This is a genomic window from Nonomuraea guangzhouensis, assembly GCF_019396345.1.
Taxonomy (GTDB): Bacteria; Actinomycetota; Actinomycetes; order Streptosporangiales; family Streptosporangiaceae; genus Nonomuraea; species Nonomuraea guangzhouensis.
Genome location: NZ_JAHKRM010000021.1, coordinates 209029 through 224329, shown reverse-complemented (window position 1 = coordinate 224329; position 15301 = coordinate 209029). Strand labels below are relative to the sequence as shown.

At 67.1% G+C, this 15301-nt stretch carries 15 protein-coding genes; 6 read left to right on the top strand and 9 right to left on the bottom strand.

Going from position 1 to position 15301, the window contains the following annotated elements; translation table 11 throughout:
• Positions 1-12 precede the first annotated feature (12 nt).
• Positions 13-789, bottom strand: a complete 777-nt coding sequence (locus tag KME78_RS38275; RefSeq protein ID WP_219534350.1) for a transposase family protein — start codon at positions 787-789, stop codon at positions 13-15.
• Between the two features lie 245 nt (positions 790-1034).
• Here KME78_RS38275 and KME78_RS38270 point away from each other — a divergent pair, with 245 nt between their 5' ends.
• The 3 genes from KME78_RS38270 (at position 1035) to KME78_RS38260 (ending at position 3166) form a co-directional block, all read left to right on the top strand.
• Positions 1035-1928, top strand: a complete 894-nt coding sequence (locus tag KME78_RS38270; RefSeq protein WP_219534349.1) for an MBL fold metallo-hydrolase — start codon at positions 1035-1037, stop codon at positions 1926-1928.
• Positions 1929-1931: 3 nt separating this feature from the next.
• Positions 1932-2531 (top strand): LmrA/YxaF family transcription factor, encoded by a 600-nt coding sequence (locus KME78_RS66515; protein WP_219534348.1) that lies wholly within the window; start codon positions 1932-1934, stop codon positions 2529-2531.
• A 395-nt stretch (positions 2532-2926) separates the two neighbouring features.
• Positions 2927-3166 (top strand): hypothetical protein, encoded by a 240-nt coding sequence (locus tag KME78_RS38260; RefSeq protein WP_219534346.1) that lies wholly within the window; start codon positions 2927-2929, stop codon positions 3164-3166.
• 245 nt (positions 3167-3411) lie between these two features.
• On the opposite strand, the gene KME78_RS38255 is transcribed toward KME78_RS38260, so the two are convergent.
• Together KME78_RS38255 and KME78_RS38250 are read right to left on the bottom strand one after the other, a co-directional pair.
• Positions 3412-4383 carry an aldo/keto reductase gene (locus KME78_RS38255; protein ID WP_219534344.1) on the bottom strand — a complete coding sequence of 324 codons (972 nt, stop codon included), beginning with the start codon at positions 4381-4383 and terminating at the stop codon, positions 3412-3414.
• Between the two features lie 470 nt (positions 4384-4853).
• Entirely contained in the window at positions 4854-6170 is a 1317-nt protein-coding gene (locus tag KME78_RS38250) for a retropepsin-like aspartic protease (RefSeq protein WP_219534343.1), read from the bottom strand.
• A gap of 510 nt (positions 6171-6680) precedes the next feature.
• Between KME78_RS38250 and KME78_RS38245 the strand changes: the two genes are divergently transcribed.
• On the top strand, positions 6681-8345 hold the full coding sequence (locus tag KME78_RS38245; protein ID WP_219534342.1) for an ADP-ribosylation family protein: 1665 nt from the start codon (positions 6681-6683) through the stop codon (positions 8343-8345).
• 19 nt (positions 8346-8364) lie between these two features.
• On the opposite strand, the gene KME78_RS38240 is transcribed toward KME78_RS38245, so the two are convergent.
• Positions 8365-8907 carry an SMI1/KNR4 family protein gene (locus tag KME78_RS38240; RefSeq protein WP_308127288.1) on the bottom strand — a complete coding sequence of 181 codons (543 nt, stop codon included), beginning with the start codon at positions 8905-8907 and terminating at the stop codon, positions 8365-8367.
• A gap of 228 nt (positions 8908-9135) precedes the next feature.
• Between KME78_RS38240 and KME78_RS38235 the strand changes: the two genes are divergently transcribed.
• A complete protein-coding gene (locus KME78_RS38235; protein ID WP_219534341.1) occupies positions 9136-9753 on the top strand; it encodes a cysteine hydrolase family protein in 618 nt (205 codons plus the stop codon).
• A gap of 4 nt (positions 9754-9757) precedes the next feature.
• On the opposite strand, the gene KME78_RS38230 is transcribed toward KME78_RS38235, so the two are convergent.
• From KME78_RS38230 to KME78_RS38210, 5 genes are read right to left on the bottom strand one after another with little or no spacing between them, the layout of a single operon-like run.
• Positions 9758-10993, bottom strand: coding sequence for a HesA/MoeB/ThiF family protein (locus KME78_RS38230; protein WP_219534340.1), 1236 nt, complete (start codon positions 10991-10993; stop codon positions 9758-9760).
• Complete coding sequence (locus KME78_RS38225; RefSeq protein WP_219534339.1) at positions 10986-11183, bottom strand: hypothetical protein; 198 nt, start codon at positions 11181-11183, stop codon at positions 10986-10988. The genes KME78_RS38230 and KME78_RS38225 overlap by 8 nt, the downstream gene beginning before the upstream one ends.
• A gap of 26 nt (positions 11184-11209) precedes the next feature.
• Positions 11210-11659, bottom strand: coding sequence for a hypothetical protein (locus KME78_RS38220; RefSeq protein WP_219534338.1), 450 nt, complete (start codon positions 11657-11659; stop codon positions 11210-11212).
• Between the two features lie 16 nt (positions 11660-11675).
• The gene (locus tag KME78_RS38215; RefSeq protein ID WP_219534337.1) at positions 11676-12908 is read right to left on the bottom strand and encodes a hypothetical protein; all 1233 of its coding nucleotides are present in this window, start codon (positions 12906-12908) and stop codon (positions 11676-11678) included.
• On the bottom strand, positions 12905-14062 hold the full coding sequence (locus KME78_RS38210) for a hypothetical protein (RefSeq protein WP_219534336.1): 1158 nt from the start codon (positions 14060-14062) through the stop codon (positions 12905-12907). Before KME78_RS38210 ends, KME78_RS38215 begins: the two co-directional genes overlap by 4 nt.
• A gap of 259 nt (positions 14063-14321) precedes the next feature.
• Here KME78_RS38210 and KME78_RS38205 point away from each other — a divergent pair, with 259 nt between their 5' ends.
• Positions 14322-15254, top strand: coding sequence for a hypothetical protein (locus KME78_RS38205; RefSeq protein ID WP_219534335.1), 933 nt, complete (start codon positions 14322-14324; stop codon positions 15252-15254).
• Positions 15255-15301 lie beyond the last annotated feature (47 nt).

Below are 15301 nucleotides of genomic sequence, written 5' to 3'. Positions count from 1 at the left end.
CCGGTTCCTTGGTCAGGTGAGGCCGAGGATGGGGAGGCTGCGGGTGGCGTTGCGGGAGATGCGGCGGGCGGCTTGGGCGAGGTTGTCGGCTCCGGCCAGGCGTAGGCCGCCGATGGCGAGGTTGCGCAGGGTGGCGTGCGGGAACAGCAGTCCCGCCTTGGCAGTGACGACCTTGAGCGTGCGGTGCTCGTCGCGTCCGTTCCCGCAGTCACGCTCGCGGTTCTGGATGGGGATCTGTTTCCACAGCAACCTCTTGACCTGGGCGTACAGGGTGGGCTGGTTTTTCTTGACGATGAGCAGGTAGTGCGCCCTCTTCTGCTCGGCCAGGAAGACGGCGTGATCGCGCTGCGTGTGCAGGGCATCGGCAGTGATCACGCAGTCGTTGAGATCGAGAGGTTGGAGCAGGGGTTGGAACCGGGTGATCTCGTTGGTCTTGCCAGGAGCGGGGGTTGTCCTGGCAGCTCGCTCAGCCGGCCACGAGCAGACCGCTTCGTCCAGCGCCCGTGCGTCGACCTTCTCCAGCAGCCGCCGCACGGTCGACTCATCCGGTGGTCGCCACTGCTTGCTCAGCGGGTCGCGCCGGACTCCCAGAGCGGCCATGACCTGGGCGGGTGCATCGGCGATCCACTCGCCGATCGCGGTGAACGACCGCGATCCTGCCAGCACGGCCGCCGAGGCGAGCGCCAACAGCCAGGCCAGCGTGTGGCGGACACCACGCGGGTCGCGTGGATCGGGGATGTGCTGGAAGCGTTCCAGAAGGCTGACGCAATCGGTGGCCGAGGCGGCCATCGGCGTCTGTTCGACCAGGTGGCAGAGGGCATCACTGATCGGCGATGACGGCAGGGCAGGCTCGGCCTTCTCAGGTGATCTTTTGGCGTAGAAAACCTCATGATCTCAAAGGTCGGGCCTGTTCGGTTGCCTCATGAACTGCTCAGCGGCCCGTGTCGGCGTACGCGTTCGAGTACAGAGCCAGACCTGATCGCATGCCGGGACGCGAGCTTGAAAACTAATAGACCAGTCTATAGATTTATCGCATGCGGATCCATCATCTCAACTGCGGGACCACGCGCCCCTTCGGCGGGCGTCTGGTCAGCGGCACCGGCAGCCCGCTGACCTTCGCGCGGAACGTGTGCCACTGCCTGCTTCTCGAGACTGACGCAGGACTTGTCCTGGTCGACACCGGGCTGGGGCTCGGCGACGTACGCAACCCCGGGCGACTGAGCCCGATGTTCCGGCGGCTGTCCCGCCCCGTACTGGCTGCGGACGAGACCGCTGCCCACCAGGTTGCCCGACTCGGCTACGAACTGGATGACGTCCGGCACATCGTGCTGACCCACCTGGATGTCGATCACGCAGGCGGGCTGGGAGACTTCCCGAACGCCAAGGTCCACATCTACGCAGCGGAACTGGAGGCCGCGCGGCGCCCACTCGACGCCCGCGAACGTTTCCGCTACCACGCCTCGCACTGGGCGCACGGCCCCGACTGGGTACCGCACACCACGACCGGTGACGACTGGTTCGGATTCTCCGGAGTAGGCGATCTGGCCGGACTGCCGTCATCGATCTTGCTCGTGCCGCTGGCCGGGCACACGCGCGGCCACGCCGGCGTCGCCGTCGACACTGGCCGCACCGACGGCGGGTCGAAGCGCTGGCTGCTGCATGCCGGCGACGCCTACTTCAATCACGCCCAGATGACGCACGATCCCTCCTGCCCACCGATTACCGGAGCGTTCCAGACCCTTCTGCAGGCTGACCGCGCCGCACGCATCCACAACCTGCAACGGCTCAACGACCTCGCGCGTACCGGAGAGGTGGACATCTTCTGCGCACACGACCCAGCAGAACTCGACCGCGCCCAGTCCGCGCAATCTTCCGGACGCGCCGCGAACACATCCAGCGCACCCGCCATCCCACCTGCTGCGGAGTAACCCATGGCGCCACGAGGCCAGACCAGGCAACAGATCCTGGACGCGGCCCAAGCTCTGTTCCAGCGGCAGGGCTACCACGCCACGGGGGTCAACCAGATCTTGTCCGAAGCGGGAGCGCCCAAGGGGACGCTGTACTTCCACTTCCCCGGCGGCAAAGAACAACTAGCCGTCGAAACGGTCACCCGAGCCGCCGTCGAATGGGGTCAGGCCATCGACGCAGTTCTCGCCCAGGCCGACCCTGCCGCAGCAGCGCACGCCATCACCGACCTGCTCGGCACCGTGCTGCAGCAATCAGGCTTCCGCGACGGCTGCCCGCTGGCCACCGTTGCCTTGGAGATCGCCGCCGACAGCGACCAGGTCCAAGCCGCCTGCTCCCACGGCTACCAACACTGGATCACCCTCATCGCGGCACGCCTGAGAGAACGCGGAATCCCCGACGCCGCGGCCGCTGAACTGGCGGTGTTCATCCTGTCCACCATCGAGGGCGCGCTCCTGCTCGCCCGAGTCCAGCGTGACACGGCACCCCTCCGGCAGGCAGCCACGCGGCTTGCGGCCCTCATCATCCAAGAAATCCCCGCGGTGACAGATGAACGCACAAACTGAGCCGCGGTGCGCAAGTGCCTTTCACCCTTACTCGGGAGCCGGTGGTCATCCGAGACGCTGAACAGCTCTGTACGTTTGCTTGTACGTGGTTCTGCGCTTGAAGCCGTACGCCGGCAGCCCGCGACATCGCCGGACCGTTCGTCCCTTGAAACGGACACCCAGGCCGTCAACGCCACCTCGCCAAGGCCCTGGGGACCTGACCGGTCGGCCACGTCGCGCTGCTGGGTTCCCGCCTCATCACAACGGCGGGCGGTGGCCAGTGCTGGAGGTCGACGAGCACGGGGGTGTCTTCCCGGCGAAGATCGACAAATGCCTGCATTTCATGATCAAGTGACGTTACCGTGGGGCCATCCGTATGGCGGCGCGTGCGCCGCCCACTGAGGAAGGACCATGTCTTGCGACAGAAAGCCGCACGGTTCGGCGTGACCCTGATGATGGCCGGCACCCTCGCTGTCGGTGCCCTCGCCGCCGCGACCCCGGCCAGTGCCACGGCGTCGGGCTGGGCCCCGTACCAGGGCTTCAGGACTCTTACGAACTGCGTCAAGGCGGGGACGGCCAAACTTGTCATGGAAAACTACAAGGAGTACGACTGCCGCTGGGACAGCCCGTTCTACATGCTCTGGTTGAGGAAGTAGTCGCGGGCGCGGTCAGGTGTTCCGCTGGCTGAGCCAGCACGCAGGAGACGTACGCCGTACATGGTCGCGCCCCGCGTGAGTTTGGCGTCGTCGCAGCCGGCGTGGGCCGGCGCGGCGACGCCGAGCCGCGCCGATGATCGCCACAGGCACGCATCCGTGACCAGCCGAACCCCGCGATCTCGGCCCCTACGAGTCACCGCGAAAAGTTCACAACCCAGCCACGGACAGTCCCCGCAACGGAGTGATCACTGCCATTGCAGCGAGCTTCGTGTCGTCCAGTACGTCTGAGCGCTCTCGGTCAGTACGGCCAGGCGCTCGTCCAGCTCCGTATCCCAGTCGACGCGGATCGCGGTCAGATTGCTGCTGAACTGATCCACCGAGGCGGCCCCGCTGAGCACCACGCCGGCCCACGGTTGGGCGAGGACGGCGGCCAAGGCCAGGGCGTCCGGCGTGAGGTCGCGTTCCCGGGCGGCCTGGGCGAGCACGGCAGGCGCGGCGTGGGAGGTCAGGCGGCCGTTCGCCACACCCTCCTTGACGATCACGCCCAGACCGGAACGGTGCGCCCGGGCCAGGGCCGGACCGGCGGATCGCTCCAGCAGGTTCCAGGTGGCCTGGACCGTGTCGAACAGACCGATCTCGACCGCCCGATCAATGGTGTCCGCCTGGCTCGGGCCGGTCGTGGACAGGCCGACCGAGACGCCCCCGGCGCGCAACTCGCGCAGCTCGGCCAGGATGTCCTTGTCGTCGAGCACGCCGCTTTCGACGGTGGCCGAGTGGATCTGGTACAGCGAAAGATGCTCGCCCAGCAGCTCTCGGGTCTGGTCCAGCTGGTGGCGCAGCCGGTCGGCGGACAGTTCCTTCACCTCGTGCCGGTCGGCGTCCATCTGCCAGTCGCCGACGTAGGCGTACCCCCATTTCGACCCCACGGTGACGGTCCCGGGCGCGATGGCGCGCTCACGCAGCCAGCCGGCGAGAAACTCCTCGGCCCTGCCGTAGGAGCGGGCCACGTCGAAGTACCGTACGCCGGCCGCCAGCGCCGCATCCAGCACCGCCCAGGTCCGCGCCCGCATCGCGGGGACGCTGCGATCACCGCCGAGATCTTCGTCCCTGCCGAGTGTGATGTACGCCGGCCGGCCCAGCGCGGCCAACCCGATCCCCACCGGCGTGACCGGCAACCCGACCCTGCCCATCGGCCGCACAGTCAGCTCATCACGCATCGCGGCGCCTCTGCTTTCTCAGTCGATACCGTTCGTCCGTCCACCACATGCTTACCGGGTCTCGCGCCGTGATCGGGATTAGGTCACGCCATCTTGGGCTCCCTGGACTGCTGGCACGCGCATCGGCCGGGACGGAACACTTCCACGGTCCGGTGTCAGGACGCCGCCAGCCGCAGGTCGCGGCCGCGTACGGGGTGTGTGGCGTTCGTCAGGAGTACCAACTCCGTGCGTCCGTCCTTACCCTCGGTAAGCGTCAAGCCTCCCTGGACGAATGGCCATCGGGCATGGCGTAGGTGACGCTGGTCCCCGACGTACCTCTACCCGCTTGCCCTGCTTGACCGCGCGTGGCTGCTGCTCCGGTGGCCGGCTCACTCCCGGGCGACGGGGTGAGGGCGTCTGGTCCGCACCCCGTCGCCCGTGGCAGCCGGCAGTTCCAGGTAGCTCCTATGACGCCCGTGCGGTCGCGGTGATCAGGCGGCCTTGCCGGAGGCGAGGTAGAGCTTCATGTCGGTGAAGTCGAGGGTGATGTTGTAGGGCTTCCAGAAGCAGTGGGCGAGGTGGGCCAGCAGGTCGAACCCGAAGGGGGCGATCGCGGCCTGTGGGTTCGTGTAGCAGTAGACGTCCTTGGCCACGGCGTGGCCGAGGCGGATCTCCTTCGGGTAGCAGGGGTAGGCGACAACTGGGTGGTTGTGGGCAGCAGTCTCGACCGGGCGGTCGTAGTCGGTGCGGATCTGCAACTGCTTGGCCGTTTCCCCGTGCATACCCGCGACGATCTCGCCGATTCCGCCGAAGTTCACGCCCACCACCCGTGGGCCGGAGCTGGCGCCGCCGGCGATGCTGCCCAGGCTGTGCAGCTGGTGCTCACGGGCCAGCCACAGCGGCAGGGGCTTGACGCCCGCCCGTTCGGCGGCGGCGCGTGCCTTGTCGGCCGCCTCGGGGGTCGGGCGGCGCAGGATCAGCGACCGGCCCGCGTAGTCGAAGGTGGTCAGCAGGTGGTAGAACACCCAGGTGCCGATCAGGCCGTCGCTGTCGGTGTCGACGTCTTCGCCCGACTCCGTCTCCGACCAGCCCACGGGGATGTTGCGCAGCTCGATGTCGCCCAGCTTGAAGGAGTCCAGCATTCCGTAGTGCGCCCATACGGTGCCCTGCCCGAAATCGGTCTCCTCACTGAAGATGGGGCTCAGCCCGGCCTCCTTGGCCACCGACCCGCGCAGGTTCAGATTCGGGGCGCCGGTGTAGGGCAGGAAGCGCCTCGCCGGTCCGCCGTTGAGCGAGGCCTCCACCAGCGGAAACGGGTCCATCTGCTTGATTTCCACCCGCGCGATGTCGCCGTGGATCTGATACGCCTCGCCGCTGATCGCCGCGAACCACTTGGCGTAGGTATCGTCGCCGGTCGCCTGCCAGCATCGTGCGGACAGGGCGAATTTGTCCTGCCGCATGTAGCAGTCGGCCAGGAAGTAGTTGGTGTCCTTGTCGTCGGGCGCCAGATGGAGGGCCATCTTGAGGTACTTCTCGGCCTCGGGGAACCGGTTGGACAGTAGCCCCACATAGCCGCGCTGGCGGGCCGCGCGCAGGTTCGTGGGGTCGGTGTTCAGGATCTTCTCGTACGCGCGGCCGGCCTCCTCGAACTTGCCGGCTTTGAACAGCGCGTCCGCGGCATCGGTGCCGACTGACGCCGTGGCCGCCGTGGCGGTCTTGCCCAGCAGCGGTGCGGTCGCGGCCGCACCGGCCACCACTGCGGCGCCCCGCAACAGCGAACGTCGGTCCCATTGCCTGCCATCAGCCATGTCTTCTCCTTTTCGTGATCACCTTCGCCGTAACGTTTCTGTCCGACGGACGGTCACAGCAGCTCCGGCCGGTTTCTCTCGCCCTGCTTTGATGAGGGCGACGCCGTGACGCCAGGCCGTACAGCGTCGTCCAGGTGCGGGTGGCCGGATTGCTTCGCCTCACGCTCCGTAAGTCGCCCGCCGGTCGAGCACGTCCACTGTCGGCCAGCCGTGTCTCTGCCTCGTCCGTGCCGTGTCATGGTCGTGTCACGGCCGCAACCGACGGTGGCAGCCGTCGACAAACCGCGACATCCGGCAGACGACGCGCGCACATTCGGCGCCAATACATCGCCCCCGATCGTGACCCGCGTACCGAAGTCGCCGGCGACTACCACCTGGACCGCCTGTTCGGGCCGGCAGCGACTTGACCCAGCGGGACCACAGCGGTTGTCGGGCCCGTATGTCCGTGGCGATCTCTATCATCTGGCCCAGTGATTGTCCGGGAGGGGACCCACCGTGGAGCGTCAGTTCGTGAGGATTGTCGATGGCCCGTTCGCCAGCTTTGATGCGGAGCTCGTCTCTGTGGACGGTGACAGGCTGACAGCGCAGGTGACGATATTTGGCCGGCAAACAGCGGTGGAACTCCATCGGGACCAGATAGAGCATCCCGAGGACGTACCCGAGCTGTGGTCCAGCGAGGCGGAGGCCGACGAGGAGGTCCTTGCGGGGCTGCGGGAGCGGATAGCGGCGCAATACGACGATCTCGAGTATGGGGCGAAGTTCGAGTTCTTTCTCGAGCGTGTCGATCTTCCCGAGGAGGATCTGGCCCAGGAGTGGGACGCTTACACCGCGTTGTGTGCCGAGGTTGACGCCGATGTGCGGCAGCGCAAGGCGGTGGCGTTGCGCGCGTTCGATCAGGAGATCGCTCCGCTGCCGGCCGGTGAGGCGAGACGGCGGGTGGCGGCCGACTCCGGCCGCTGGCTGCCGGCTGCGGCCGCCCGGGAAGAACGCCGGTCGCGGTATCCGGCCATCGACCGCTCCCATGCCGAAGAACAGTTGCTGGCCACGATATTCGGGCAGCCCGATCCGCCGCCGACGCTGTGGGAACGGGCCGACCGTCGGCGGGCCGCAGCGCGTTCCGCCGCCGATTTGCGGGACTACGCGGTGTGGAGGGCGGCGAATCAACCACAAGACCAGTCGGCTGCTGTGGCCCAGGTGGAGCACGAGCGCGCCGCGATCGAGGAACGCCTTGCCCGCGACTGGGGATTCCAGCTGCCCGACTCGATCTTCCGGTTCCGGGCCTTCCTGCTGTCCCTGGGCCCGACCGGAAAGCAGGCCCTCGACGACCTGGAACTGTACCCGTTCGGGATCATGGACCTGTTCGATGATCCCGCTCGCGGTTCCCGGGCCGGCATCGATGTGCGCGTACACGGCCGCTACTACCGCGACCCGCCCGAGTTCCTCACGTTCATGCACGGCGGCGGCGACGGGCTGCACTTCGGGCTCTGGTACGACGACGGACGCACCTGCACCGGCGTCGCCTCCTACTACAACAACGATGGTGGCGGCGTGGGTCTCCCGTCGCGTACCCCTCTCGAGGCCGTCCGGAACACGCTCGAATGGGGTTGGCGCCACCTCGGAGATTGGGACGATGAGCCGGCCGATCCCATGGACCTCGAGGTGGTCGTACGACGGCACCGGCTACGGCTCCTGCGCGAGGTCCTGATGACCTTCGAGACCGGCGACCGCGACGAGCAGGGCGAGGACTACCACAACGCTTACAAGGACTCGCCAGAACTGCTCGAGCGCGGAGATCCGGATCGGATCGAGACTCTGGACGGCGGCGGCGCGCTCGTCGACGGTGACACCGCAATTGAGCGCGGCCGTCAGAGGCCGTGGGAGGACTACGACTTCTGCACGGCCCTGCAAAAAGAGCTGACCGACGATCCAGCCGCCCGTGAAGCCCACGTCGCCGAGGCACGGCGCCGCTGCGAGGCCGGACACCCCGCCGACGCTCTCACCCTCGGCCGTGACCTGCACTGGATCAGCGCGGGAGACCCCGAGCTCGAACACCACGCCAGCGAACTACTCACCATGGCCTACCGTGCCCTGGGCCGCGACAACCTCGCTGCGATCGCCCAAGCCCACCACCGCCACCGCAGCCTCCCCCAGGTGCACGTCCTCGAAGAGACCTGATCGCAGTCACAAGTGCCGTTCAGCGGCACATCGCATCGATGAGATCCGGGAAATGCGGGAACTCCGCTCGTGCGCCAGTCACGATCTCGCTGGGGGAGCGGCGGCGGCCGGGTGCGTGTCGCTCGGCGATGGCGTGGAAGGCCTCGTTCGGCTCTGCCGGGGAGCCGGGGTCCGTGAAGGCCTCGGCGGGGCCCAGGCCGGCGGCGAACAGCCAGAGGAGGTCGCCGAGATCGCGGGCGATCACACCATACTCACCCTCGGAACCGATGTAGACGACGGGCTGGTCGGTGATCGCCGTGTCGGGCCGTACCAGCCAGAAGCCGGTGTAGTCACCCGCCCCGGTCGTGCCGAAGAAGCGGAACTCGCTGCCGTCGACCTCTTGGTTGCCGGTCCACAGGCGAAACCACCACGCTGTCCGGTCGGGCTCCTCGAACTGGTCGTACGGCTCGAAATCACAGCCGCTGGCCTCGTCGGTCTCCTCGTCCCACTCCCACTCGAAGCCGACCTCGGCCACCTCGGCCAGGGCGGTGGGCAATGCGAGATCTTCAGATGCGTTCGCCACCTCCGAAAGAGTAGACGATCGCTTGCGAGGAAGTTCCTGACGGCCCGAGGTCCCAGCTCCATGAACAACTCCTGGTTGTCTCTGCCGGCCTGTCAGTTGTTGGACACCCCGCGTCAGGCTCCGATTTGATGAGCGGCGCCGAGGGACTACAAGGCGGTGAAGCCGCCACCGCGAGCGCGAAAAACGCCTCATCCGGCCCCGGAACCCCTACATCACCCAAGGAGCGACATGACCGTCACCACCCCGGCGCTGGACCCTCGGACGGCCGCACTGCTCGTCATGGACTACCAGCCGGCCATCCTGGCCTCGCTCCCCGAGCCGGCCAACCCCGAAGCGCTGCTGTCACGGGTAGCCGGCACCATCGCCGACATGCGAGCCCACGGTGCCGCCATCGCCTATGTGCGGGTGGGCTTCACCGAAGCCGACTGGGCGGCGATCCCGCCGGCCAACAAGACCTTCTCCTTCATCGGCCGGCAGCGCCTCATGCACCACGAGGATCCCGCCACCGCCTTTCACGATCAGCTCGCCCCCGAGCCCGGTGACATCATCGTCCGCAAGACCCGCTACGGCGCCCTGTCCACGACAGACCTCGACCGGCAGCTCCGGGATCGCGGAATCACCACCCTGGTCATCGCCGGCCTCACCACCAGCGGCGTCGTCCTGTCCACCGTCATCGACGCCGCCGACCGCGACTACCAGCTCTATATCCTGTCCGACGGCGTCACCGACCCGGACCCGCAAGCCCACCACACCCTGATGACCAGCGTCTTCCCGAGACTGGCGCACATCATCGACACAGCCGAACTGCGATCGTTCCTGCACGAGTCAGCGATCGGCACGGTATAACCGGTCAGGCCGGTTCGGGGCCGCCGAAGTACTCGTCGTCTTCCGACTTGGCCGCGTCGGAGCCGGTCGCGCAGACCGCGCAGTCCTCGAGCTGGTGGAGGAGTACTCCGTACCAGCGGAGCACGCTCTGCTGGTCGATGGAGACCCCCATCGGCTCGAGTCCCGCGTGGGCCAGCTCCCGGCGGTTGATCCACTGGTGGATCGGGGCGACGAGGTCGGCGCCGAGGGTGGCGAAGGCGGGTGACTCGCCGTCGAGCAGTTCCAGCAACGCCAGCTTGACCATGTGGAGGGCGATGGGCACGATGTCGGTGGACAGTCCCGGCTGCGGGGCCACCGCGCGGTCGGTGTAGGAGACGCGCGCGGCGTCCTCCGCGCTGCTGATCTCGTTGTCGGCGGCCTGTTCGGGAAGCGCCTGTACGAAGCACTGGTAACAGGGCGTCAGACCGGGGACGACCCGCTGCACGATGCCGCCGTACGCGCGACGGTAGACACCCCCGAGGATCAGCGGAAGTCCCGCCTGCAGGCACATCCGGTTGATCAGCAGCCGGCTCTCCCGGGTGTCGGTCGCGCAGATCACCAGATCCGCCTCGATGTACTTGATCAGGTCCCTGACCTGCCGGCGGGTCTCTCCGTTCAGGTGCAGGCCGCTGGTGAAGACCCGCGCGGCGGGATGGTGCTGATGTACGACGTCGCGCATCGCGTTGGCCTTCAGCCGGCCGACGTCCGCGAGCCCGCACTCGTGCCGCGAGACGTTCCCCACCTCGAGCCGGTCATGGTCGAGGAGCAGGAAGCGGCCGACTCCGGCTTTGGCGAGTTCGCGCACGATGAAGCTGCCGCCGGAGCCCAGGCCGAGCACCGCGACGGACTTCTTCCGGAGCACGTCGGTCTCGAAGATGCCGTGCACTCGCTCGAAGGCGTCCGCGGCGGCGGGGACCACGGAGGTCCCGAGCCGTTCCCCGACCGGCCGGCCCAAGCCGGACGTGCGATGCGCGCGGATGCCGTCGTCTCCGGTCCAGCACACGATCAGCGGGCCGGGCTCGTCGAGGACCCAGTCGTCCGCGGGCTGTTCCGGCAGCACCAGAACGTCGTCGCCGGCCGCTCCCTCGACCGTTGCCAGGTCGCCCTGGTCACTCAGCCGCAGGCCCAGCCTCATCGGGCCGGGCGTCGCGACTCTCGCGATGACGGCGAGCGCGCTGTCGGTGAACACCACGTGGCGGGGCACGGTCGCCTGGTCAGTCATGAGCGAACGCCTTCATGTCCTCGGCAGACACGTTCGGGATCTGGTCGCCGGGCCGGTCGCCGACCGAGCGCACCTCGAACTTGCCGGTCTGCGGGTTGAGCACCATCCGCTTGCCGGACGGCGGGTTTCCCCCCGATGCCTTCATCTGTTCCATGAACGCCCGGATGTCGTTGTGTTTATCCGTGGCCATGGGGGCCTCCTGCGATTTCGGTTCTTTCACGCGTCTATGAGAAAATTCTTGATCGGCTTGCCGTCCTGCAGATGGCATTCATACGCGACGATCCACAGCAGGCCTTTCTCGACTATCTTCAGCATCGAGTGCTCGACCGACCAGTGCTCGGGGCGATAAGTGCAGATCTTCACCCACCCCGGCTGATCGGTCTTCCAGGTGTGCATATCGTGGCTGGTGCCATAAGACTCGATCGTCCGCCACCCCATATAGCCCTGCAACGGGCTGGGATAACTGATGTAGGTGCTCGGGCACTCGTCCGGGTAACCGGGCGGTACGGTGATCGTCATCCCGTAGCCGTTGCCCATGTTGCTCGTCCAGTAGCCGCTGACATATGTGTGACCGGTCGGCTCATAGAAGCTGAAGGACGGGAAGTACGTCCGCAGCCCGTTCGAGTCATCGACGAGTCGTATCCTCTGGTAGTAATCCCAGGCCACAGTTCCCCCCTAGAATTCAACGAAGCTTTTCCAGCAGCAGCACTCCCCACTTCAGCGGGACGCGCAGGTCGTACAGGTCCGCCCACTGCCGCGCGCGCCATTCCACGACCTCCTGCGACTTCCCGCGGACCACCGCGACCCTGCAGTCCGCGGTGACCGCACGTTCGCCGTCCCACGCGGCGAACAGGAGAAGACGCGTCGCGCGGCCGGGAATTCGCACGATCACGGCGATGCGGTCCGCGTGGATCACCTTGACCTCGACGTCGTAATGACCGGCCAGCGGCTGCACCGCGGGCTCGATGTACTGCGTGACGAAGTCGGGGAGATCAGGGATCGGCAGGAACGTGCTCCGGCCTCCAGAGGACAGCGACGGCTGCGGCGGCTTCGCGGGAGCCGCTGAGAGGTCCGTGGCATCTCGCGGTCGCTCCGGATCGTCCGGCCGCTTCTCGGAGACCGCCGAGCTGCCGGCCGGCTCCTCGGTTGCCGGCTTGACGTGCGAGGTCTCAAGTGAATCGTCAGCGCGATGGTCGTCGGCGACCTCGCCGACGTCCCCGGAGTCCGGCCGTACGCCAGAGACGAAGCGCCGCCACCCGGACACCGCCGACGCGGCTGACCCGGCGAGCCGGTAGGAGTCCTGCGGGAGGCGCGGAGCGGGCCGCATGGCCGTGCTGAGGCCAGGTCTGTCCACGAGCCCGCCCACCAGCCTGGCGAGGGTGCCGCGCAGCGGGCTCTCCCCGGGGAGCACGTGGAAGAAGGTCTCCGCCCTGGTGAGGTTGCGGGCGTCCAGATAGAAGAAGGGCGTGAGCTGGACGCGGTAGTCGGTCCCGGGCCTGCCCAGGCCGCGCCGGGAATTCGGCGGTTCCTGGCTGACGAAGTTGGCGAGTATCTCGGTGTACTGCGGACGGTGATACTTCTGCGCGTACCTGCGGGTACGTTCACGGTCGCCACTGCTCGGTTCCATCAGACCGATCCAGTGATGGGAGTGCCACATGCCGATGCACTGGACCCCGAACCCGTCCCAGGCGACCTGCTCGAGCGCGCGGGTCACCTGCGGGTCGAGTTCCAGAGAGGCCTGTCGTTTCAGGACCTCTCCCGCCGGACGCGTCGCGAGGAAGACGGTCGGCCCGCCGCCGTGGCCGAAGAGGCCGAAGAGGCTGCCACCGGTCTCCAGCTCGTGATGGTCCACTGTCTCGTCGGTGATCACCGCGAGCTCGGACTCGTAGATGCGGACCACGAAATGTTCGCTCATCCGAGCACCTCCACGATGTCCAGCAGGGTCCGTTCCGGTGACCAGATGGACGCGTCGAGCTCGAGGTGCTCCGGTCCGGTGTCCTCCACGAAGAAGACGTCGGGCGGAGTGGCGGGGAAGCCGGCGTCGAGCACGAACGAAACCCCCAGGGCGTTCGTCGAGACGATCAGCGCCACGCGATCTCGATCGAGCTCCAGGGTCTCCACGGTGAAGCCCCGTCGCTCGAGTTCCATGACTTCCATCTCCACCCGGCAGGCGAACACGTCCTGTGCCCCGACCTCCTGGGCTCCGATGGCCTGAGCCGGTGCGCCCACCGGGCCGGGCACGGGACCGCCGACGGGCCCGGCCGTGTCCGGGCGCAGGCTCACCGCGGCGCCGCGTAGCTGCCAGTAGGTCTCCACGCAGGTCAGTACGAACCAGGCCACGATCCCCGCGACGATCTGCTCGTCCGGGTAGTCCAGCTCGGTCATGTTGACGTACTGCCAGACAGGCAGCGCGCCCTCGCCGGGCCGGTCCGTGGTCGTCCGGTCGTCCCAGCCGAAGCACGCGATCCGGATCGGGAAGCCCGTCTGACCGTCGATCGTCGGGAAGAGGGAGCTCAGGTACGCGAACGCGTTGAGGTGATCTCCGTCGGCTTCGAAGTAGACGAGCACCGCCGGGTGCGAGGGGAACTCCAGGGCGCTGATCTCCGCCGCACCCGTCGAGCCCTCGATCAGCCGGCTCACCCCGCTGTCGCTGACGAACGCCCCGGTGTGCAGCGCGGCGTGCCGGGAGAAGTCCGGGATCTGGCGTAACGCGTCGTGGACCAGACCGGGGACCCGCCCACTCGTCCCACCGGCGAAGCTCATCGGCGAGACCAGCACCGCCGGCCGCTGATCGGTGGTCATCGAGCGCAGCCGCCCGATGGTGCCCAGCGGATAGTGGGTGTTCAGGTTTTTGTAACGTTCCAACAGGAGTTGTCGCTGATGCTCTTCGTCCAGGTAGGCCATCCGCGCGGCATGCCGTCGTTCGTCGGCGACCTGGCTCAGTCGGTCTTGGTGGTTCATCGTACGGATGACGCCGCGGGTGCGTAATTCGTCGCCGATGAGTTGCGGAATCAAGTTGACGAAGCCCTTGATCAGAGTTCCCCCGATGAGACCGAGAAACCACTCCATGCCTCATGTCCCCCTGTTACCTCTATAACGGGATTCCCCGGGTCCCGTGCACAGGAAGCCATCATAAACCGCTATGGCCGAAGAATCATGCAATATAACGGCTTTAGCAACGTCGCAGGATCGGGTCTGTTTCTTGAGGGAATGAATGGCTTCTATGGGCGGATTGTCAAAAATGCTCGCCGTAGTAGACGACTGACGCGATTGTTATAAATTGCCCGATATATGCTCGAAGTTGATCTAGATCTAGTAGTGTGCGGCGATGAACGTGAGAGAGCCCGACTGGGCATATGTGGCCAAGTCCCTTGTCAAGGTCGTGGCCGTCACCGCGGCGCTGTTACTGGTCCTCGGCGTGGGCGAGCGGGTCCTGTGGCTGTTCGTCGACTTCGACGACGAGCGGACGGCCCAGGTGTACGGCACGGCCGCCCGCGTCGTGAACCCGGACAAGCGCTTGGCGAACGGCCACACCGATGGCGGGGGACTGCGGGGGACGACTTACACGCTGTGGGGGGAGCCGCGCAAGGCCGGTCCCAGCGAGGGTGAGGAGGAGTACGAGATCGTGGAGAACTCGTTCGGGTCCGTCCGGGCTCCCTCCCTCGACGGGCCGTCCGGCAGCCTGGCCTACGCGATCGATTCCGTGCGGGAGGCCCCCGACGTCGACGAAGGGCTGAAGGAAGCGGCCCGGAAGGCCATCGACGCACTTCCCCAGACGCTCGACGCCGTCGCGGTCGTGGAGTTCGCGGGCACGATGACCACCGATCGGCTCGTCGCCTTCAACCGGAGGCACAGCATCTGCGGAGGAGAGGACGTCTCCTACCTCTACTCGCTGTCCTCCTACGACGACTCCAGCGATCCGCCCGCGGTGAACGCGGTCGTCTGGAACCGCGGCATGACCAAGGACGGCTTCTCGGCGGAGGTCACCTATCAGTGCGAGACCGAGCCGGTGGCGGCGCTGGCGGAGTTCCGCCGGTGGGTCGGGCTGCTCAACGAGGGGGATGACCTCGACGAGTTCGACCTGTACTACGAGCTGCTCACCGAGGACGCCGAGGACGGCGGCGTGTACGGGCTCGTCGTCGACCGCTGGAAACTGGCCGACCTGCGCAAGCTCCTCGACGACCCGGAGGTGCGGACGGTCCACCTCGCCGACGTCGCCTTCGACCTCGGCGAAGCCGATCAATCCCGACAAATATCATGATATATGGCCGAACGCAGTTACGATCTTACGCACCGTAGACTATCGTG